Below are 21711 nucleotides of genomic sequence, written 5' to 3'. Positions count from 1 at the left end.
TTTCTCCTTTAGTAGTTTTCATTTAAAATTTTTGCCAGCGTCTCTTTATCTACACTCTCGTACGCTAGCAGATATGAGCTGATCTTTGCGATCTGCTCGTTTGTACCCTTTAAAAAGGACATTATCTCTTCTTTTGCTTGTTTTAAAATTTCTTCTACATCATTTGGATTAGGGACAAATGAACTTCCCATGCCGTATTCATAAACCATCTTTGATGCGATCTCTTTGGCTAAATTTAGATCACTACTCGAGTTTGAAAAGATGTCGTTTTCATCTATCTCAAGCTTGCACATACCAGCGATGAGCACCTTGATACGAGATATCATCTGCGACTTTGACTCGATCTCTTGCTCTGTTGCCATAAATCTATCTTCTATAAGAGAAATTTTTTCAAATTTCACATCAAACCAGTAAGCACTTAGCGCCTTTGCTCCTTGATAAATGGCTTGAATTTTCTTCTCGTTTTCGCTATAGCTTAGCACCTTTTTTTTACCGAGCAAGACCTTGTTTAAAACAGCCTCAAAGTCCCTTATCTTAAGCACGCTCTCGCCGTTTCTTAGGGCATTTATCGCAGCTTCATTTACAAGCGTACTAAGTGCCGCACCTGAAAAGCCAACGCTCATTTTGGCGATATCCTCAGCGGCCACTTCACATTTTTTATCTTTTAGATATGTGTTTAAGATCGCCACTCTGTCGTTAAAATCAGGCATCGAAAGAAAAATTCTCCTATCAAAACGACCCGATCTAAGTAGTGCCTCGTCGATCATTTCGATCCTATTTGTAGCAGCTATTACGATGACGCCAGAGTTGTCCTCAAAGCCATCCATCTCGGTTAGTAGCTGATTTAGAGTGGCTTCTCGCTCGTCGTTTCTAGTACCACCCCTGCTCTTTCCAACAGCATCTATCTCATCGATAAAGATAATAGACGGAGCATAAGACTTAGCTTTGCTAAAAAGCTCTCTTACTCTTTTTGCACCCATGCCAACATAAATTTGCACAAAACTAGCACCATTTTGGTAGAAAAATGGTACATTTGCCTCGCCTGCAACGGCTTTTGCAACAAGTGTCTTGCCAACACCTGGAGGACCTACCATTAGCACACCTTTTGGCATTTTAATACCAAAATTTCTATATTTTTGTGGATTTTTTAGAAAATCAACTATCTCGCTAAGCTCGCTTTTGACCTCACTAATACCAGCTACATCGCTAAATCTCACATTTGAGATGACTGGCATAGTGTTTTGATTTAGCACGCTTTCTATCTCAAATGCGCCATCTTTTTTGCTAAGCAAGCTCTCCTCTTTTTTCCTGATACTTCTAAAGATATAAGCATACCAAAGCACGAAGCAGATAAAGATGATAAATCCCCAGATCATACCAGGAGTGATGTATTGCTTAGTCTTTTCAACAGGTACTTTTTTAATAAGTTCTTTTAGATCGATACCCTCTTTTATGATTGAAAAACGATTGTTTTGTGCATAAAGCACGACTTCATCGTCATCGATTACAGCGCGGTCTATAAAATTTCCATCCATTAGTTGCATATATTGCGAATATGTGATATTTCGTGGTTCTTTACTAACGGCAAATAACAGCACGCTGATTAATGCGATAGCTGCGATTATTAGGATATTTTTCTTATTAAATTTAAATTTTTGCATAATTGGCATCTGGCTTAACTTCATATTCGCTTACCTCCACCCACTCTTTTGTTATATCTTTTTGGCTTAAAATTTTAGCTTTGTTGTAAAATTGATCAAAGCCCTCGTAAAACTCACCATTTTTTTGCTCGACTAAAATTTTCAAAGCCCCATCATGTTTTTTTCTAAAATTTTCATTATTTTGCAAAGCTATGCCTTGTAAAATTTTGAGCCTACTCTTTGCCACATCGCCGCTAACGTCGCTTTTTAGCGTCGCTGAGTGCGTATCACGCCTAGGCGAATAGACAAAAGCGTGCAGATGCGTGATAGGAAATTTCTTAAAATTTTCCACAGCCTCTGTCCATATCTCCTCACTCTCTCCTGGATGTCCAACGATGTAGTCCGTACCAAGTGCAAAGCCAAGTGAGCTAAGCTCATTAAAAAGCTCCAGATCACTAAATGCGTTATTTCGTCTTCGCATGATCTTTAGCATCGCCTGACTCGTGTGCTGAAGTGCAATATGCAGATGACGCTCTAGCCACTCTTCTTTTAAAATTTCTCTAAAGCTCTCATCTATCTGGCTTGGCTCAATACTTCCAAGCCTAATGCGTCTAATGCCAGAAATTTTACCTAAGTTTGCCAAAAGCTTACCAAGAGAGCTATTTGTATCTTTGCCGTAACTGCCTATATTTGTGCCAGTTAAGACAAGCTCATTATAGCCGTTTTGGGCTAAAATTCTTGCCTCTTTTAATATCATCGCCTCGTCCATGCTCCTAGCCTTGCCGCGAACCGAAGGGATGATACAGTAGCTACAGCTAAAGTTGCAGCCTTCTTGAATTTTTATAAAAGCCTTAGTGTGATTTTCATAATTTGTAACTATATTTTTATCGACTGAGTTTAAATTCCCAAGCTCAAAAAATGGCTTCTCTTGCTTTAAAAGCTCATTTAGATCGCTCTTTTTACTAGCTCCAAGTACACCAAATATACCGCTATTAAATAGCTCTTTACCTTTACTAACCGCACCACACCCAGTCAGCACTACCTTCGCCCCACGCCTTTTTACGCCGTTTATGTAGTTTCTGACACCGCTATCGGCAGAATTTGTAACAGTGCACGAGTTTATGACCACGATATCAGCGCTCTCTTCATCATTTGTGATCTCGTAGTCCTTGATGTAGCTTTTTAAAAGCTCAGTATCATAGATATTTGTGCGACATCCAAATGTTTTAAAAAATATCTTTTGCATTAAGAATTTTCACTCTCTTGCTCGCTGTGAGCGGTATGATCGCTTGGATTTTCTTTTTTGCTTATAAACATAGTTTGTGTTGGATAAGCGATCTTTATATCATCTTGAGCTAAAAATGCTTCTATTATCTCAGCGCTAATAGTGCTTCTAAGAGCCAAAGTCGCATAAGAATTTGCCATATACCAACATGAGACATTTATACCATAAGGTTCAAAAAATGTATAAATTCTTGGCTCGACGTTTGGATTTTTGATGCTATATTGGCTTCTTAGTTTATTCATCTGGCGTTTAGCGATATCAGTGTAGCCTTTTGAGTATTTTTTAACGACATTTCTTGCTAGATAGACGGCTTTTTTATGGTTACTATCAAAACTTATCATGATATCTATACCGTCCCAAACAGTCTTCATGCCATAGTGAGCATAGTTTGCGATTAGGTCTGTAAAAATATAGTTATTTGGTACAAAAATGATCCTACCTGCACGGCGGTTTGTCTTATAAGTCGAGTAGCTAACATCCTCAAAAACAGTCAGCCTAAGTAAAGAGATATCGATCACATCGCCCACAAATTCGCTGCCATCATGAAGCACTCTGATCCTGTCACCCACATGTATAGAGCCGCCAAACATGATCACCATCCAGCCAAGCATACTCATAAACATATCTTTCATTGCAATGGCGATACCAGCCGAAGCAAAACCTAGCACGGTTACTAAATATGTGACGTTTTCGATATACGAAAAAAGTAAGATTATGATGATAACGGTGATATTTAAAACGTTTAAAAATTTATTGACCGTGTAAAATCTCTCATTATCAGTAATCGTTCTTTTAACGATAAATTTAGCGATAAATGTTAGCCCGATCGTTAAAAGAATGATGATAGCTGTATAGCCCATACTTAAAAACTGAGCTTTTATATCAGAGGTGGTTAAATTTATAGCCTCATCAGCTCTTTTTTCATAGACATTATAAGTTGTATCAGCGATCTGTTTTGCCGCTTTAAAGTCGCCTATTTCTTGTTTTACCAAGTTTAGGCTTTCCCTATTTTGCTCATTTTCTTCTATCAAATTTAGTCTATTTAGTAAATTTTCTTTTGTTTCAAGCTTTTCCAAAAGCGTATCGAGCTCTTTTATATGCCTTTGATACTCGATCTTATCGCTCTTTATCTTTTTGATATACGAAAAGCCAGATATAAGTGCAACAGGACTTGTTATCCTTGGTGGAGTATCCATTTCAGGAGCTGCTAGCATATTTGAAAATGGCGTTTTTTCATACTCTTTTAGTAAATTTATCTGCTCTTTTAGGGTTTGGATTCTCTTTATGATATCACTGCCTCTTCTTGAGCTTTTGTCTAGCTTTCTTAGTTCATTTTCATTTTTTTCAAGCTCATCAATAAGTCTTTGATAAGTGTTATAGTTAGCATACCTTGTGATCCAGATATTGTTTTTTAGGGAGTTATCTAGATTTGAAATATCTTTTATAAGCTCATTATTTTGTAAATTTTGTGAGCTATTTTGCTCAAGCGTAACGTTCTCCTCAGCATAAAGGGCAAAGCAAAAAAGTAGTAAAGCTATGATCTTTTTCATTTAAATTCTCTTAAAATTTTTAAAACGTCTTCTTTTTTGACGTCATTTTTGATGATCGCACTGCCGATTTTATCTGCAATGATGAAATTTATCTTATCATCTTTTGTCTTTTTATCCATAAAAAATGCCTCATAAAATGCATTTTCGTTTTGTATTTTGTAGCTTACTGGAAGGCCAAATTTTACTAAAACCTGTTTGATATTCTCTGCCTGCGCCTCCCTCATGAGCCCTAGTCTTACGCTTAAACGATTTGCCATATTCATACCTATTGCCACCGCCTCGCCATGTAAAAATTCTTTGTAATTTGTCTCATTTTCTATGACGTGAGCAAAGGTATGTCCGTAGTTTAGGATAGCTCTTAGCCCTTTTTCTTTCTCATCTTGTTCAACCACTTTTGCTTTTAAAATTACCGATTTTTCAACTAGCTTGGCTAAATTTTCATCATCTAAATTTATGCTTTTTAACCAATCAAACATCTCTTTGTCAAAAGTTATTGCCATCTTTAAAGCCTCAGCCACGCCAGCTGCAAATTCTCTCTTTGGCAATGTCTTTAAGAAATTTATCTCACAAAAAACTGCCTTTGGCTGATAAAATGAGCCTATTAAATTTTTGCCAAATTTGTTATTCACACCAGTCTTTCCGCCCACACTCGCATCAACTTGTGCCAAAAGCGTAGTTGGGATATTTATGAAATTTATTCCTCTTTCATAGATGCTCGCCGCAAAGCCAGTCATATCACTTATGACGCCACCACCAAAGGCGATTAGCGTAGATGAGCGATCAAATTTGCTCACAAAAAGTTGCTCTAAAATTTGCTCTACCGTTTCAAGGCTTTTATACTCTTCGCCGTCAGGTACACTTATGATAAATTTCTCATCACACTTCAAAATACTAAGTAGCTTTTCAAGATGAAGCCCCGCTACTTTGGCATTTGTAACGATACCAACCTTACCTTTTAGCTCTAGTCTCTCAAGCTCGTTTATATAAATTTTATAGCTTGATGCTTTTTCTTTAAGATTTAAATTTATCTGCATTTTTACTCACTTACTGGCACAAAAAGCTGTGCGTTTTGGCTCAGTTTTTTATAAAGCCTATTTAAATTTGTCGATAAAAAGGCAAATGCTCCACCATTTGCCACGCTTTTAGTAAACATTACAAAATGAAGCAGATCTTTTGTATTTTTTAGTTTTACAAGCGGATTTTTAAGATTGTGATTTTCTATCTTTATACGCTTAGAAAATAGCGCGCTAATGCTCTCAAAATGCTCTCTTAACGCTTCATCTTCGCTATGCTTATTATCAAAATAGTAAAATTTCATCTCCAAATCAAGCTGTGCACAGCAGTCTGTTATCACGGCTGATTGATTCTCCACTTCTTGACTTTGATCGCCTAGTATAACGCCCTCTTTTATATTTGAGAGCAAAATTTTGCCTGTTTTTAGCACTGGAAGTTTTAGCTCATAAAATAGCTTTTTAAATTTAAAAAAGTACTTATCATCGCTTAAGATTAGACCGATATCGTGCTTTAAAACGTCATGTTTTATAGATTTGTTATCGCTATTAAAATAATCCATCAAAACAATAATGTTTTTCTCTTTTATCGCTTTTAAAGTATCTAAATTTTCACCTAAAGTTGGATTTATCACTCTAAAAAAAAGGCGTTTATTATTTAGCTTTGAATGCAAATACAAGCTATCCTTTATGAGCTTGCTAACACGTTCTTTGTCCATAGAGATCATATCAATCAGCACATAGATATTGCTACCAAATGGACTTGGAAACTGCCCACTTTCACGCTTGATCGAGCGATAAACATTTTGAAGCACATTTGGATCACCAACGATTAGTAATATATCGCTTGGCTGTATCATTACATTTGGCTTTGGCAAGATGATCTCGCTGCCTCGATATATGAGGGCTATTCGCCATTTTTTTTGAGCTACTGAGCTAATGTGACGATACATATAAGAGCTACCTATTGGCACCTTAACTTCCATGATCTCGCCCTCACTAAGCCCGATATTATCAGCTAAAACCGGTAAATCTGGTAAATAGTCCATAAGCCTTGATGCTGCAATATCTCTGATATCAACCACGCTTAAGTGTTTATCGCTTGCAAATGTTTCTTTGCATTTTTCATCAAGCTCCCACGAGTTCATAAAAACAGTCTCGGTCTTTGTACTGATCTGTCTTAAATTTTCATAAACAGCAACCGCTTCATTTTTATCATCGCAAACTATACAAAACTGACTAAAATAGCCATCGCTTACGCTTTTTAGCTTTGAAAGACTAGTTGGGTCAAACTGGTAAAATGTAAAATTTTCATAATTTGATTTTTGGCTGTAATCCTCACTTGAAACAACGATATAGTGATGTAAATTTGATTTTGTTTCAAGTAGTCTATTTAAAAAATTTCTTGCAAAAGTTCCATCTGCGATTATTAAAATTTTCTTCATCAATTCTCCGTATTTTAAAGCTCACATTATAACAAAAGGTCTTTAAAATAAGCTATTTTGGCTATAAATTTAGAAATTTACAGCCAAGAAAATTTAAGAGATTATTTCAGAGATTAGTGTGTCGATTGCTAAATTTGTAGCCTTATTTATCGTATCAAAAATAGTACTTGAGCTTGGATCTGGGCAGAAAATTTCTTTTGTGATCATGCCTGATTTTAGCGAAGTGTTTGCATTAAACAGCTCATAAGCTAGCGAAACTTCGGCCTTGTCGCCTCTTATTTGAAGAGAGATGATGCTTACTTTTAGTCTAAGATCTTTTGCATTTGGTGAAAATATCGGCTTTGCAGCGCAGTTTGAGTAAAGCCCTTTTACGAGCGACTTATAGATCATCTCACTTGGCTCAGAGACAAATTTAGCATCGCTCAGGTATCTTATCTTATTGTTTTCAGCGACGATTAGAATTTTTCTGGTATCGACCATATCAAGGGCGCTCACATTTTCTATGAAGACATTTTTTAGCTCTTTTTGCTTGTTTTCAGCCGAGCACTCCTTATTTGAGTAGTGTATCTCATACATCGTAGCTTGTGGTACGTCGGTCTTTAGCGAGCAGCCAAAAAATAAAAATGCAGCCGCAGCGTATATCAAATTTCTCATTTTTTATCTCCTTTGTCATTTGGCACCGGATTTGTGAAGAAAAACTCGTAAGGATTATCTTCAAGCCTTTGAAGTGCGCCTCTAAATTCGCGAAGCGTCTTGTCAAATCCATTTAAAAAATCACTCGCTTCTCTTAATAACGGCCCAACCGTATTTCTAAGGTCGTATTCGCCATCTTTAGCCTTTTTTGTGATGAGCTCTTGCAGTGAACTATATCCAGTAATAGCCGAATTTGCCGATACAAAAACTTGGTTTGCATTTGAAATTAGAGTGTTTAAATTTTTAACCAGTTCTTTTGTGTCGGTTTTGTTTAAAATGTCTGTAAAATTTTTCATATTTTTAACGATACTATCAACCTCACTTAGCCCCTCTTCGTCTGTTAAAACTTGTGTAAATTTATCAATATTTTTAAGGACTGACTCTACGTGAGCGATATTTTCAGGCGAAAAAAAGTTATCTACTTTATCGAGTGTTTGATTTATCTTTAAGGTGATGTTTTCAGCGTTGTTTCCAAGCTTTGAAAAGAGGCTCTCTTCAAGCTGCAAGATAGGCTTTTGGCCTGATGCAAAGTCTTTTGTGCCACGGCTTATATTTATGCTAGCCACACCGCTAATGGCCTGAACTTCTATACTTGCCACGCTATCGGCCTTGATAGGTAGATCCTCTCTTATTTTCATAGTGATGTTTATGAGAGCGTTTTTATCATCAACAAAATTTATATTACTGACCGTTCCAGCTGGTACACCGATAAATTTAACTGTTGAATCAACCTTTAGACCGCTTGGTAGCTCTGTTGTGTGAATGTAGTACTCTTTAAAATCAACCTTTGTATTATTTTTACTAGTCATCCACCAGATAAATATTGCAAATGCTGTAAGGCAAGCCATAAAAAACATGCCAACAATGGTATAAGAATTTCTATTTTCCATCTACTTTTTCCTCATTTTAAATAGCTCTTCAAGTGGGTTGTTTTTAAGATATTCAAGCTCTTTTATATTTCCCTCAAAGGCTATTTTTTTGTTATCTATTATCAAAAATCTATCCAAAATATCAAAAATACTATCAGCATCATGAGTCACCATGACAATAGTCACGCCGATGCTATCACGAAGCTCTTTTATAAGCGCGTCCATCTGGCGTGAGCTAACAGGATCGAGGCCGCTATTTGGCTCATCTAAAAATAGCACCCTTGGACTTAAAACCAAAGCTCTTGCTAGCGCAGCACGCTTTTTCATACCACCACTTAGCTCGCTTGGATAAAGCATCGAGACCTCTTTTTTAAGTCCAACTTTTTGTATCCAAAACATCGCGATCTCATCGATCTGGCGCTTGTTAAATTTAGAGTACTCATGAAGCAAAACACCCACGTTATCAAGGATCGTCATTGAGCTATAAAGTGCTCCAAACTGAAACATTGTCCCGCTTTCTAGCTTTATCTCTTGCTGCTCCTCTTGACTACTTTTCCACATATTGACGCCATCAAAAAATATATCGCCCTCGCTTGGCTTTTTTAGATATATCATCGTCTTCATAAGCGTCGTTTTCCCAGCACCACTGCCGCCTAAAAAGCCGTAAATTTCAGCCTCTTTGACGCTCCAGCTCACATTATCGTGCATTATCTTATCGCCATAACTTGTCGTTATGTTTTTTCCAACTATTATCTCGTTCATATCTTTAGCCACATAAAAATTATCGCAAAAAATGCATCAAGCGCGATGACCCAAAATATCGCATTTACAACGCTAACTGTTGTCATTGCTCCAAGACTTTGAGCATTTTGACTCACACCAAATCCCCTCATGCAGCCAATGATCGCTATTACTGCACCAAAAAATGGAGCTTTTATCATACCAACAGCAAAGTGTCTAAGCTCGACCATCTCGCGAAATCTATTTAAATAGTCGCTAAAGCTGATATCAAGTATCGTTTGGCAAATAATCATCTGCCCTAAGATACTTATCGCGTCAGCTATAAAGATAATGACAGGCACGCAAAGTACCATGGCAATGATGCGTGGCAGCACCAAGAAGTTAAATGGCTCAAAGCCCATCGTCTTCATCGCGTCTATCTCTTCGGTTAGCTTCATAGCGCCAATTTGAGCAGTAAAACTAGAGGCTGATCTACCCGCGATGACGATAGCAGCGATGAGTGGGGCCACCTCTCTAAGCGTTAGCATACCCATGATCTCTACTATAAATATACTTGCCCCAAAGCTTGCAAGCATCGCACTGCCAAGATACGCAAGCACAACGCCTATCAAAAAAGCGGTGAGGGATACGATAAAAACGGCATTTACACCGCCATCTTTTATGTAGTTACTAAATTCCCTAAATCTAAGACTGGCTGGATTAAATAAAATTTTTATGCTTTTTATTAAAAATTCGCCCAAGAACGTACCAAACTCAGCTAAATTTACAAAACCTTCACAAATTTTTTCACCAAGACGTGAAAAGAAATTTAGACTATTGTGCGGCGGCATGTAGTTAAAATCAATCTTTTCATCATTTAAAAGATCGCCCATTGCCTTTATCTTCTCATCATTTGTAATGATCTCAAATTTCTTACCATTTAGCGTATTTTTTAAAAGGATTAAAATAGCATAATCAATAATTTTTAGCTCGCTAAAGTCAAATTTAACACTGCCACTAAGTTTTTGGATTTTTTTAAAAATGCTTTGTAAATTTTTTGCGTCTTTGTAGCTAAACTCACCTATAAATTTTATAGTCTGAGCGCCATTTGCCACTACAAAAATGACATCATTTTTATTTTGCAAAAAGTTCCTTTGCCTTAAAATTTCTGGATTATATTATAAATTTTGTTAAAATAAAAAATCAAAAAATAAGGGATAACAATGAAATTTGAAGTTATAAAAAAAGATGGAAACGCAAGGCGTGGTATCCTAACAACTGCCCATAGCGTTATACAAACGCCAGTTTTCATGCCAGTTGGCACGGTTGGCGCGGTTAAAAGCTTAGACGCCTTTGATATGAGTGAAATTTTAGACGCAAAGATAATCTTAGCAAACACTTACCACATGTATCTGCGCCCTAGTAGCAAGGTCGTGCGCGAGTTTGGCGGGCTTCATGGATTTTCTAAGTTTGAGCGCTCTTTTTTAACAGATAGCGGTGGATTTCAGGCATTCTCGCTTAGATCAAACACCAAAAACGACGATGGTGGGATAAAATTTAAAAGCCATATCGACGGCAGCACGCACTATTTTACGCCAAGATCCGTCCTTGACACGCAGTACGATCTAGGCAGCGATATTATGATGATACTTGATGATCTGGTCGCCTTGCCTGCTGAGCCAAAAAGAATCGATCTAAGCATAAAACGAACGATAAAATGGGCAAAAGAGGCGATTGATTATCATAAATTTATGCAAAGCAAGGGCGTTGGCTTACAGCAAAATATCTTTGGCATCGTTCAAGGAGGCACCGATTATGAGGCACGTAAATTTTGCGCCGAAGCTTTAAATGAGCTGCCATTTGATGGCCTTGCAATAGGAGGACTAAGCGTTGGCGAGAGCAACGAGGCGATGTATGACACTGTTGAGGCGGTTATGCCATTTATGGATGAGCTAAGGCCGCGTTATCTAATGGGCGTTGGCACGCCAGAGGATCTCGTAGAAAACGTGGAGCGAGGCGTTGATATGTTTGACTGCGTCATGCCAACAAGAAACGCAAGAAACGGCACGCTCTTTACTAGCTTTGGCAAGATAAATATAAAATCAGCTAAATTTATAAACGACCACGCGCCAATTGACCCGCAGTGTCAGTGCTATACCTGCAAACGCTACTCCAGAGGCTATCTAAATCACCTTTTTAAGGCAAGAGAGCTCACATTTTTTAGGCTAGCAAGCCTTCACAACCTGCACTACTATCTAAATTTGATGAAAGAGATGAGAGAGGCGATAGAAAGAGGCGAATTTGCCAAATTTAAGAAAAATTTTTATGCTAAAAGGGTAAAAAATGAGCTATAAAAGTTCAGTTTGTGGATATTTTTATGGCGATGAATACGACTATATTTTGCTTGTTTCTTTCACACAAAAGCAAAGCTATAAATTTTTATTTAAAAATGGCAAGATTTATAAAGAAGATCTTGATCACGAATGCGATAAAAACGAGTTTGAAGCGGCCCTTAAAAAACTATGTAATGAATATGCAAATAAAATTTTAGAGCATCAAGATGAGCTAAATGAGTATGAAAAAATTTATGCTAGTCGAAAAAACTTTAATCAATTTATTAAAAGACACCACTTTTTAAAATACGAGATTAGAAAATTTCAAAACAAGATATCTCACTTTTATGAGACACTTTCGATTTGTCAAAGTGAGCAACAAAATTTAAAAAAAGAGCTTAAAAATAGTACTCATGAGTCAAATGTTTTTAGAACAATGGCCAATGAATATGCCTGCAGAATCGATGATATTTACACATTTGTACAAAGTATAAAAAATGACAAAATCAATCAAAACATTTACATTTTAACAATGATATCAGCTGTAATGCTACCACTAAATCTGATAACTGGGTTTTTTGGCATGAATACACAAGGCTTGCCATTTAGTGAAACTAAAAATGCCACCATGATAGTTGTGTCAATAATGTTTGGAGTGATTCTTTGTTGTGTTGTTTTTTTATTTTGGTATACAAATAAGAAGAAGTAGAAAATAAATAAATTTAGTATATATTTTAAATTTTTATAGCCAAGCGGTAAAAACAATAAAATAAATAGATTTTTTAATATTAAAAAACAAAAAAATATTTAAAAAATTAAATTTAAAAAGAAGATTAAAAGTCCTGAATAGACTTCAGGACAGATAGTAGAATTATTTTCTAAGTTCGCGGATCTTAGCAGCTTTACCACGAAGGTCACGTAGATAGAATAATTTAGCTCTTCTAACACGACCTTTTCTAAGAACTTTTATTTCTTCGATTGAGTCACTAAAAATTGGAAAAATTCTCTCAACACCAACACTGTTAGCACCGATTTTTCTGATGATAAATGTTTCGCCAGTACCGCTACCACGTCTAGCTATACAAATACCTTCAAAATTTTGAATTCTAGTTTTATCGCCTTCGTGAATACGAGTAGCAACACGCAATGTATCTCCTGCACGGAAGTCAGGAATATTTTTACTAGCAATTTGAGCGTTTTCAAATGCTTCAATGTATTTATTTCTCATGTTTTTCCTTATTTATGTGGCTTAAGCTTTTGATATAAATCAGGGCGAAAGAACCTTGTTTTGCAGTGAGCCATCTTATTTTTTAAAGTGTGAATTTTAGCATGGTTACCCTTTAAAAACTCTGAAACCACAAAGATTGATCTAAAATTATCAGGCTTTGTAAAAGATGGAGCTTCAAGCAAATTATTCTCAAAACTCTCAACTTCAAGGCTCATATCGTTTCCTAAAACTCCAGGTATATTTCTTGATATTGCATCACTTATACAAAGCGCAGGAAGCTCTCCGCCAGTTAAAACAAAATCGCCTATGCAAAAAACTTCATCTGCCCAAAGCTCAACAACTCGTTCATCAAAGCCTTCATATCTACTGCAAACAAAACAAATGTGATCTTTTTTAGAAAGCCTCTTTGCATCATTTTGATTAAATTTTTTACCAGCTGGCGTTAAAAATATCACATGAGCATTTTTATCTTTTTCTTTTAGAAATTTGATCGACTCATCCAAAGGCTGTGGAAACATCAAAAGTCCCGCTCCGCCTCCGATCATATAATCATCAACTTTATTATGTTTATCTTTAGTAAAATTTCTTGGATTTATAAAATCAATTTCAATAAATTTATTACCAATTGCACGTTTTAAAATAGAATCAAAAAAATAAGGTTTGACTAAATTTTTAAAAAGTGTAATAAATGTAAATTTCATGAATTTTCTAAAATATCTCTAGCGCCTTTTACCAAAATCTCTCCACTATCCAAATTTACGCTTTCGATAAAATGCTCCAAATATGGAACGTAAAAATTCTTTGGTTTACCACCCAAGGTAAGCTCTTCATCAGTTTTTATGTATAAAAGTGAATTTGCAAAATTATCTTGGATATCTTCTACAATACCCAAAATTTCACCACTTTCTACAACTTTTAATCCAATAATATCAAACTGAAAAAATTCATTTTTTTTTAATTTGCAGTTTTTTCTAGTAAGCTCTTTTGTGGTATATATGGTTCTATTTACAAGTGTTTTAGCAAGGTCTAAGTCATCAAAATTTTCAAACAACACTAGCTCTTTTTGTCTATTGTAGTCTTTTATGGTCAGCTGATCATTGTTTTTGTCAAAAAAGGTTGCACCTTTTTTAAACTGTTCTGGGAAGTCGCTCTTATTGTGAAGCTTTAAGTAGCCCTTTAAACCAACACATCTTCCGATGGTAGCGACTTCAACAATATTACTACTCAATAGCTTTTACCGTTACTCTATAGCTTGTATTATCTTTGGCTTTACAACCAATAATAACGGTCTTTATAGCGTTTATCATTTTGCCATCTTTGCCGATAAGTTTTCCCGTATCAACCTTATCAGCACTTATAATTATCTCAGCAAAATTTTCACCAAGTTCCTGACGATCAACACTTACTTTATCAGGAAAATCAGCAATCAACTTGGCGTATTCGTATAAAAAATTTTTAACCATTATTTTGTAATTTGTGCAACTCTATCGCTAAGTTTAGCACCAACGCTTTTCCAGTAATCTAATCTCTCTTTATTAAAATTTATAACATTTGGTTCAACCATAGGGTTGTAATAGCCAATACTTTCTATCCAGCCACTATCACGTCTTTTTCTGCTATCTGTAACAACTATACGATAAAAAGGTCTTTTCTTACGTCCCATTCTTGTTAGTCTTACTACTGTTGCCATATTATATTTCTCCTCTTGTTTTTTAAATAAAGCTTAAATTTAGATAACAAATATCCAAATTTAAACCCTTTTATCAAACAGGTCTTTTTAAATTTGCTTGAGAAAGCATATTTGCAAGTCCTTTTGCTCCACCTTTTCCTGAAAATTTCTTAGCAAGTTTTGAGGCATTTTCAAACTGCTTTAAAAAACGATTTACTTCTACCTGAGAAAGTCCAGAGCCAGTCGCTAAACGTCTTTTTCTACTATTATTTAAAAGTTCAGGATTTTCACGCTCTTTTTTAGTCATAGAGTTTATCATAGCCTTAATATGTAAAATTTCTTTTGAATTGTCAAGATCTATATCTTTTATCTGATTTGCAATATTTGAAAGACCAGGTATCATCCCAATCAAAGACTTCATACTGCCAAGCTTTTTAACACTCTCCATCTGATCTAAAAAGTCATTAAAGTTAAATTGACCTTTTTTTATCTTTTGATTTAGACGTTTTGCCTCTTTCTCATCTATAATAGTCGATGTTTTCTCGACTAAAGTAGCTAAGTCGCCCTCACCCGTTATACGGCTTACGATGCGGTCTGGTATAAAACTCTCGATATCAGCTACTTTCTCGCCAGTGCCAACAAATCTAAGTGGAATATTTAGCTGTTTTGCAATACTAATAGCTACACCACCCTTTGAGTCAGAGTCAAATTTAGAAAGGATAACTCCAGAAATTCCCAAAATTTCATTAAAACTTGTAGCTGTTTTTACGGCATCTTGTCCACTCATAGCATCAGCTACGTAGAAAATTTCATGTGGATTTATCGCATTTTTTACATCTTTTATCTCTTGCATCAACTTCTCATCGATCGCAAGACGACCTGCGGTATCCACTAAAAGCACATCATAAAGACCGCTTTTTGCTTTTTCTAGCGCTTCTTTTGCTACTTTTATAGGGTTATTTTCATTTTCTATATAAAAAAGATCGATCTCATTTGCAACGCAGAGCTGTCTTAGCTGCTCAACCGCCGCCAATCTTTGCAAGTCACAAGCCGCAACTAAAACTTTTTTCTTTCTTAGCTTTAGATAGTTTGCAAGCTTAATAGTTGTCGTTGTTTTACCACTACCTTGCAAGCCAGCCATCAAAACAATAGTCGGTGCAACTGGTGCATAGACAAAGCCTTGGTTGCCAGGAGCTGTTAAGATAGTCGTTAAATTTGACTTTATCGCATCTAAGAAATTCTTTTGGCCTACGCCAGTTTGCTTTAGTTCGCTTTCGATAGACGCAAGTAGATCTTTGGTGACTTTATGGTGAACATCAGCTTTTAAAAGAGCTTTTTTGAGCACGTCAAGTGCGTTTTTTAGAGCTTTTTCGTCATCTACAAAACGTATCTTGCTAACGGCTAATCTAAAAGACTCGCTAATTTGTTCAAACACTAATCACCTTTCTAAGTTGTTATTAAAGGGCGTATATTACTAAATAATTTCTTTATTGCTCTTTAAATTTCAAATTTATTAGATATCTCAAATCCAAGAGAGTTAAATTCTTTTGGTATCGGCGCTTTAAATTTATAGTTTAAAAGAGCGATAGAATAGGCATGCAAAAACATTCTATTTGCTCTATTTTTGCCGTATTTCTCATCGCCAACGATAGGTAAATTTAAACTAGCCAAATGCACTCTTATCTGGTGCGTTCTGCCTGTTTTTATGGCAACTTTTACCAGCGTTTTTTTACCCACAACCATGAGAGGCGAAATTTCACTGATAGCCTCTTTGCCATCTTTTGATATCTTTGAAATGGCGCCATTTTTATTTTTTATCGTTAGGATCGGCTCATTTACGACCACTTCTTCGCTCATGATGCCCCTAACTGCGGCCACGTAAATTTTCTCAACCTTCATCTTTTTAAATTCATTTATGGCAAGTGCTGCGAATTCATCATTTTTTACAAGAAGCAACACGCCGCTTGTGTCCTTATCGAGCCTGTGAAGGAGTGGAAATTTATAAATTTGACTAATTTTTTCACTAGTTATGGCAGCTGGCTTACTGATTGCTATTAAATTTTCATCTTCAAAAATAATGCTTGGCTTTGGCATCTCTTCGACGCTAAATTTGGTATTTTCACTCATTAGTGCTCGAGCTATCATCACTTTTTGGCCTTTAGCATAGACTAGACCGCTATCTATTAGCTCCTTTGCCTCGTTGTTTGAGATATTTTTTTGTTTGGCTAAAATTTTATACGCTTTTTCTTCGCTCATAAAGTGCTCCTTATATCTTCTATGATCGCATCAGCACTTGCTTGCACAGCGATCTTGCTCTTTTTAGCATCACTATCTATTATGCCACTGATCTCGCTTGCTTTTGCGATATAGATGTTTTCAACTAGGCTAAATAACGCCTTTTGGTTAAATATAAACTCGCCACTTATTATCACTGGGTTAAATTGTGCGCACTCGATTGGATTATGCCCACCAATATTTGGCGCAAAACTGCCTCCAAGCACGACTATATTGCTAATAGCATAGACATTTACAAGCTCACCTAAAGTGTCAAGCAAATTTACTTTAGCTTCAAATTTATACGTTTGACTAAATTTCGCAAAGCTAAAGTCATGCTTTTTAGCGTAGTCGCCTGCTATCTTCTCAACCTCTGCGAACCTCTCAGGATGGCGTGGTGCGATGATTAAAAGATCATTTTCTTTTAAATTTAAATTTTGCAAAATCATCTCTTCTTCGCCCAAATGCGTGCTTGCCAGCACGATCACCCTAGCTTTTGGCTTTTCATAAATTTTACTCACGCTTGGCAAAAACGCAGCCTTTATGTTGCCAACGACCTCTATTTCACCTGCACCAAGCGACTTTAGCCTCTCTTTATCAAGCTCACTTTGAGCGTAAATTTTATCTATGAATTTAAAAAGATATCTGTAAAAAAAGCCAAATTTTAAGTAGCTTTTGTAGCTTCTATCTGAAATTCTAGCGTTTATCAGTATCACGCGGCTGCCTTTTAGCTTTGCCATGAAAACTAGCATAAGCCAAAGCTCAGCCTCAAAAATTACTAAAATTTTGCTCTTTTTTAGCCAAAATGGCAAGAAAATTTCAAACGGTAAAAATCTCGCGTTAGAGCAAATTTTACTTGCCGCTTCAAAGCCTGTATTTGTCACCACGCTTATAGCTTTACTATCAAATTTTTGCATCAAAGGCTTGAGTGCTTGCACCTCGCCAAATGAGCAAGCGTGAAAATGTACATCTGCGTCTTGAAATTTTGGATTATTAAAGAGGAAAAAACGTGCTGGAATCGACTTGTGATACTTTTTTTTAAAACTTAAAAAAAATAAAAAGATAGCCCCAAAGAGATAGAGTATTGAGGCTAGAAAGTAATATATTATTATCACGAAATGTGTTATTGCTCTTGTTTGTATAAAATTCTGCCACAATGCGGACATGTAACGATATCTTCGCCCTTGATAACAGCAGAGAAAGTTTTGTCGTTTATCTGCATAAAGCAACCATAACAAGCTTGTTTTTTTACAGGAACAACAGCCGTATTATGAGCCCATTTTCTAATTTTTTCATAAAATGCGAGAATTTTTTGATTCATAGTGGCGATAAGCTTGTCTTTTTTAGCATAAACTTCTTCACGTTCTTTCCCGATATTTTCAAGTTCAGATGAAGTTTTGCTTTTTATATTTTTTAAATTCTCTTCAAGTTCAGCTTTTTTTGCACCAAGCTCATCTTTTTGACTATTTTTACTATCTATTAGCTTCTCAAGTCTAGCAATCTCTTCATTTGCAGCCTCAAGTTGCTCTTTTGCAATATCTTCTTCAAGACTTAGAGCTTTTATCTCCTTTTCACTTTTTGCACTTGAGCTTTTTTTGGCTACATCTTTTATCTTTGCACTAAACTCGGCAATATGAGCATTTGTGCCTGATTTTTGAGATTTTAGGTCATTTACCTCTTCATCTAGTCTTTCTATATTAACCGTTATGGTTTCGCACTCTTCTTCTATATTTTTATAAGCCTTTTCTATGTCTTGAATGCGTGGTATAAAGCCATCTATTTGTTTATCAAGATCAGATAATTCAACTAATTGTTGTAAGTATTTATTCATAATGTTTCCTTTTTTTGTTAGCAATATGTAAATGGATTTTTAGAATTGCGTATTATAACTTCAATTTTCAGATTTTGCAAATATTTTGCTAAAAAATCACCAAAATAACGTTCACTTTCATAGTGATTTATATCGATTAAATTTAGCCCATTTTCCTTTGCATAAAGAGCTTGATGATACTTTAGATCACCCGTTAAAAAGACATCTGCTTTGACATCTTGGATGAGATCTCCGCCACTTCCAGTACAGATACAAATTTTAGAAATTTCATCTTTTGCATGAACTACTCTTAAATTTTCTAGTCCAAGTTTTTCTTTTACAAATTTGCAAAGCTTACTAAATTTTATCTTCACATCAGCATAGATCAAAAAGCCCTCTTTACTTGAAATTTCAAGCCCCAAAACCTGCATCACAAATTTTTCATTTAAAAAGACAAGGTCGGCATTTGTGTGAAGCGAAATGAGCGAGATATTTTTTATCATCATCTCTCTTATGAGTGAGCTTGGATAAAGGCTGTAGTCTAAGCTTTTTAGCCCCTTAAAAATGAGCGGATGATGAGTAATAATGAGCGAATTTGGCAAGACATTTTGCAAAAGTTCGCTATCCAAATCAAGACTTAGATAAATTTGCTCAAATTCGCTATCAAATGAGCCAACTTGAAGGCCACTATTATCCCAAGACTCTTGGCTCGCAAACGGGCAAATTTCATCTAGAATTTTATAAATTTCAGCTATTTTCATAAAATTTTACTTTTGCTCTAGGCTCTCTTTATAAGTTAGCGCACACTCTTTTGCAAGCTCTCGAATTTTTAGGATGTAGTCTTGCCTTTGCGTTACACTAATCGCTCCGCGCGCGTCAAGGACGTTAAATGTGTGAGCCGCAAGCATGCAGTAGTCGTAAGCTGGCAGTGAAATTTTAGACTCTAAGCAGCGTTTGCACTCGTTAAATGCGTTTTCAAACTGGTTAAAAAGCATATCAACATTTGCTACTTCGAAGTTATATTTGCTCCACTCATACTCGCCTTGTTTATGCACGTCGGCGTAGGTTACGATGTTGCCATTAGAGTCGTCCCAAACGATGTCATAGACGCTATTTACATCTTGGAGATACATAGCCAAACGTTCAAGGCCATATGTTATCTCACCAGAGATCAGCTCGCATGTGATGCCACCCACTTGCTGAAAATAGGTAAACTGCGTCACTTCCATGCCATCTAGCCAGACCTCCCAGCCTAGCCCCCAAGCGCCCAGAGTCGGGCTCTCCCAGTTATCCTCGACGAAGCGGATGTCGTGATCTTTTAAATTTAACCCAAGCTTTTCAAGGCTTTTTAGATAAAGCTCTTGGATATTTTCTGGACTTGGTTTTATGAGCACTTGAAACTGATAATAAGCGCCTAGACGGTTTGGGTTTTCGCCGTATCTGCCATCAGTCGGACGGCGGCTTGGAGCTACATATGCAGTCGCCCATGGCTTTGGTCCGAGGCTTCTTAAAAATGTCGCTTGATGATAAGTACCAGCACCAGCTGGCATGTCGTATGGCTGAAGTATAACACAACCTTGCTCTTGCCAATAGTTTTGAAGGGTTAATATTATTTGTGAAAATGTCATTGCTTTCCTTTTAAAATTTTACTTTACATAGTGTATAAACGCACCAGGCCCTAGCGGTAGATCAAAAATGTACCAAAATGACATTAGCGCTGTCCAAGAAATTAAAAATGCAACCGTATAAGGAAGCATAATAGAAACCACTGATCCTATTTTTAACTCTTTATTGTATTTTTGCATAAAAGCTACTATCAAAACAAAAAACGGCATCAAAGGAGTTATGATATTTGTAGTAGAGTCGCCTATTCTAAAAGCAGCCTGTGTAAGCTCTGGTGAGAGTCCAAGATTCATAAACATTGGTACAAAAATTGGAGCCATCATCGCCCACTTTGCAGAATCAACAGCTATAAATAAATTTATAAAAGCGATCAAGAAAATAAAAACTATGATAAGACTAAGTCCAGTTAGTCCGACCTCTTTTAGAAAAATAGAACCTTTTATAGAAAGCACTAGCCCAATATTTGAGGTATTAAAAAGATATGTAAACTGGGCTGCAAAAAATATCAAAACCAAAAATCCTGATAGCTCAGAAATAGATTGTTCCATAAATTTTATGGCGTCATTACTACTTTTTATACTCCTAGCACCTACGCCGTAAGCGACACCTACCACTATAAAAAGCAACATCATAAAAACAACAATAGAATGCATAAAAGTAGATTTCATAAAGCTTTCATTGCCTTTTGCTCCAAATAAAGAACCAGAAGGCAAAATAGCCACAAGCAATAAAATCACAAAAACAATTAACGCTATTAGTGAAAATTTTAAGCCACGTTTTTGCTCTACACTTATCCCACTATGCTCTTTCAGGCTAAAATCACCTAGAAAATCAAATTTGCCAAGCCTAGGCTCTACGATTTTATCTGTCACAAACCAGCCAACAAATACGATCAAAAATGTCGAAGCGATCATAAAGTACCAATTTGCAGTTGCTAATACCACATAATCCGGATTTAGTACGCTAGCTGCTTGCATAGAAAATGCCGCAAACATCGGGTCATTTGTACCGATTAATAAATTTGCCGACCAGCCGCCGCTAACACCAGCAAAAGCAGCAGCTAATCCAGCAATTGGATGGCGACCAAATCCAGCAAATAAAATAGCTCCAAGCGGGATTAGCACAACATAGCCAACCGAGGAAGCAACATTTGACATTACACCAAGGAAAATAACGATTGGAGTTACCCATATTTTGGAAGATTTTAAGGCAATCTTTGTCATAAGTGCTGACAAAAGTCCAGACTTGTCTGCGATACCAATACCTAGAATAATCGCAAAAACTACTCCCAAAGGATAAAAATTAGTAAAATTTTTAAGCACAGACGAAACAAAAGATCTAAGACTATCAGCAGAAAGTAAATTTATAACATTTGCATTAAGCTGTGATATTTGTCCATCTTTGATAGCCTGATAGCTTACACCAACGCCCATCTTTTCTAGCACAAACGATATTATTATCGTAATAATCGAAAGATAGATAAAAAGCATAGTTGGATTTGGTAATTTATTACCAAAATTTTCAATAAAACTTAAGATTGAACTATTGTTTTTTTTATTCAT

Annotated in this window: 23 protein-coding genes; 2 read left to right on the top strand and 21 right to left on the bottom strand. The window is 36.1% G+C overall.

The window, feature by feature from the left end:
* Window positions 1-8 precede the first annotated feature (8 nt).
* The 9 genes from CYP43_RS05275 to CYP43_RS05235 form a co-directional block, all read right to left on the bottom strand.
* Complete coding sequence (locus CYP43_RS05275) at window positions 9-1661, bottom strand: ATP-dependent metallopeptidase FtsH/Yme1/Tma family protein (protein ID WP_103583039.1); 1653 nt, start codon at window positions 1659-1661, stop codon at window positions 9-11.
* Entirely contained in the window at window positions 1648-2886 is a 1239-nt protein-coding gene (gene mtaB / locus CYP43_RS05270; RefSeq protein ID WP_103582760.1) for a tRNA (N(6)-L-threonylcarbamoyladenosine(37)-C(2))-methylthiotransferase MtaB, read from the bottom strand. Before mtaB ends, CYP43_RS05275 begins: the two co-directional genes overlap by 14 nt.
* On the bottom strand, window positions 2886-4475 hold the full coding sequence (locus tag CYP43_RS05265) for a mechanosensitive ion channel domain-containing protein (RefSeq protein ID WP_103582759.1): 1590 nt from the start codon (window positions 4473-4475) through the stop codon (window positions 2886-2888). The genes mtaB and CYP43_RS05265 overlap by 1 nt, the downstream gene beginning before the upstream one ends.
* The gene (gene aroB / locus CYP43_RS05260; protein ID WP_103582758.1) at window positions 4472-5509 is read right to left on the bottom strand and encodes a 3-dehydroquinate synthase; all 1038 of its coding nucleotides are present in this window, start codon (window positions 5507-5509) and stop codon (window positions 4472-4474) included. Before aroB ends, CYP43_RS05265 begins: the two co-directional genes overlap by 4 nt.
* Before the next feature lie 2 nt (window positions 5510-5511).
* Window positions 5512-6930 carry a COG3400 family protein gene (locus CYP43_RS05255; RefSeq protein ID WP_103582757.1) on the bottom strand — a complete coding sequence of 473 codons (1419 nt, stop codon included), beginning with the start codon at window positions 6928-6930 and terminating at the stop codon, window positions 5512-5514.
* Window positions 6931-7023: 93 nt separating this feature from the next.
* On the bottom strand, window positions 7024-7584 hold the full coding sequence (locus CYP43_RS05250; protein WP_103582756.1) for an ABC-type transport auxiliary lipoprotein family protein: 561 nt from the start codon (window positions 7582-7584) through the stop codon (window positions 7024-7026).
* Window positions 7581-8513, bottom strand: a complete 933-nt coding sequence (locus CYP43_RS05245) for an MlaD family protein (protein ID WP_103582755.1) — start codon at window positions 8511-8513, stop codon at window positions 7581-7583. Before CYP43_RS05245 ends, CYP43_RS05250 begins: the two co-directional genes overlap by 4 nt.
* Window positions 8514-9254 carry an ABC transporter ATP-binding protein gene (locus CYP43_RS05240; RefSeq protein WP_103582754.1) on the bottom strand — a complete coding sequence of 247 codons (741 nt, stop codon included), beginning with the start codon at window positions 9252-9254 and terminating at the stop codon, window positions 8514-8516.
* On the bottom strand, window positions 9251-10357 hold the full coding sequence (locus CYP43_RS05235) for an MlaE family ABC transporter permease (protein ID WP_103582753.1): 1107 nt from the start codon (window positions 10355-10357) through the stop codon (window positions 9251-9253). The genes CYP43_RS05240 and CYP43_RS05235 overlap by 4 nt, the downstream gene beginning before the upstream one ends.
* A gap of 78 nt (window positions 10358-10435) precedes the next feature.
* On the opposite strand from CYP43_RS05235, the gene tgt reads away from it, so the two are divergent.
* Together tgt and CYP43_RS05225 are read left to right on the top strand one after the other, a co-directional pair.
* Complete coding sequence (tgt, locus tag CYP43_RS05230) at window positions 10436-11566, top strand: tRNA guanosine(34) transglycosylase Tgt (RefSeq protein WP_103582752.1); 1131 nt, start codon at window positions 10436-10438, stop codon at window positions 11564-11566.
* Window positions 11556-12254 carry a CorA family divalent cation transporter gene (locus CYP43_RS05225; protein ID WP_103582751.1) on the top strand — a complete coding sequence of 233 codons (699 nt, stop codon included), beginning with the start codon at window positions 11556-11558 and terminating at the stop codon, window positions 12252-12254. The genes tgt and CYP43_RS05225 overlap by 11 nt, the downstream gene beginning before the upstream one ends.
* Window positions 12255-12416: 162 nt before the next feature.
* Here the strand turns inward: CYP43_RS05225 and rplS are convergent, their stop codons facing one another.
* The 12 genes from rplS to CYP43_RS05165 form a co-directional block, all read right to left on the bottom strand.
* Entirely contained in the window at window positions 12417-12773 is a 357-nt protein-coding gene (gene rplS, locus CYP43_RS05220) for a 50S ribosomal protein L19 (protein WP_021090978.1), read from the bottom strand.
* A gap of 8 nt (window positions 12774-12781) precedes the next feature.
* On the bottom strand, window positions 12782-13474 hold the full coding sequence (trmD, locus tag CYP43_RS05215) for a tRNA (guanosine(37)-N1)-methyltransferase TrmD (RefSeq protein WP_103582750.1): 693 nt from the start codon (window positions 13472-13474) through the stop codon (window positions 12782-12784).
* Window positions 13471-14001, bottom strand: coding sequence for a ribosome maturation factor RimM (gene rimM / locus CYP43_RS05210; RefSeq protein ID WP_103582749.1), 531 nt, complete (start codon window positions 13999-14001; stop codon window positions 13471-13473). The genes trmD and rimM overlap by 4 nt, the downstream gene beginning before the upstream one ends.
* Window positions 13994-14236: a KH domain-containing protein gene (locus CYP43_RS05205; protein WP_072594183.1), complete on the bottom strand. Its 243-nt coding sequence runs from the start codon at window positions 14234-14236 to the stop codon at window positions 13994-13996. The genes rimM and CYP43_RS05205 overlap by 8 nt, the downstream gene beginning before the upstream one ends.
* Window positions 14236-14463 (bottom strand): 30S ribosomal protein S16, encoded by a 228-nt coding sequence (gene rpsP, locus CYP43_RS05200; protein WP_009293992.1) that lies wholly within the window; start codon window positions 14461-14463, stop codon window positions 14236-14238. The genes CYP43_RS05205 and rpsP overlap by 1 nt, the downstream gene beginning before the upstream one ends.
* 73 nt (window positions 14464-14536) lie before the next feature.
* A complete protein-coding gene (gene ffh / locus CYP43_RS05195; RefSeq protein WP_103582748.1) occupies window positions 14537-15877 on the bottom strand; it encodes a signal recognition particle protein in 1341 nt (446 codons plus the stop codon).
* A gap of 62 nt (window positions 15878-15939) precedes the next feature.
* The gene (locus CYP43_RS05190; RefSeq protein WP_103582747.1) at window positions 15940-16698 is read right to left on the bottom strand and encodes an RluA family pseudouridine synthase; all 759 of its coding nucleotides are present in this window, start codon (window positions 16696-16698) and stop codon (window positions 15940-15942) included.
* Entirely contained in the window at window positions 16695-17831 is a 1137-nt protein-coding gene (gene waaA / locus CYP43_RS05185) for a lipid IV(A) 3-deoxy-D-manno-octulosonic acid transferase (RefSeq protein ID WP_103583038.1), read from the bottom strand. The genes CYP43_RS05190 and waaA overlap by 4 nt, the downstream gene beginning before the upstream one ends.
* Before the next feature lie 8 nt (window positions 17832-17839).
* The gene (locus CYP43_RS05180; RefSeq protein WP_054196578.1) at window positions 17840-18547 is read right to left on the bottom strand and encodes a zinc ribbon domain-containing protein; all 708 of its coding nucleotides are present in this window, start codon (window positions 18545-18547) and stop codon (window positions 17840-17842) included.
* Between the two features lie 17 nt (window positions 18548-18564).
* The gene (locus tag CYP43_RS05175; RefSeq protein WP_103582746.1) at window positions 18565-19287 is read right to left on the bottom strand and encodes a Nif3-like dinuclear metal center hexameric protein; all 723 of its coding nucleotides are present in this window, start codon (window positions 19285-19287) and stop codon (window positions 18565-18567) included.
* Window positions 19288-19293: 6 nt separating this feature from the next.
* The gene (glyQ, locus tag CYP43_RS05170; protein ID WP_103582745.1) at window positions 19294-20154 is read right to left on the bottom strand and encodes a glycine--tRNA ligase subunit alpha; all 861 of its coding nucleotides are present in this window, start codon (window positions 20152-20154) and stop codon (window positions 19294-19296) included.
* Between the two features lie 18 nt (window positions 20155-20172).
* Window positions 20173-21711, bottom strand: a complete 1539-nt coding sequence (locus tag CYP43_RS05165) for an AbgT family transporter (RefSeq protein WP_103582744.1) — start codon at window positions 21709-21711, stop codon at window positions 20173-20175.

It is taken from the genome of Campylobacter concisus, from assembly GCF_002913045.1.
GTDB lineage: Bacteria > Campylobacterota > Campylobacteria > Campylobacterales > Campylobacteraceae > Campylobacter_A > Campylobacter_A concisus_AP.
This window is presented reverse-complemented; position numbering and strand designations above follow the sequence as displayed.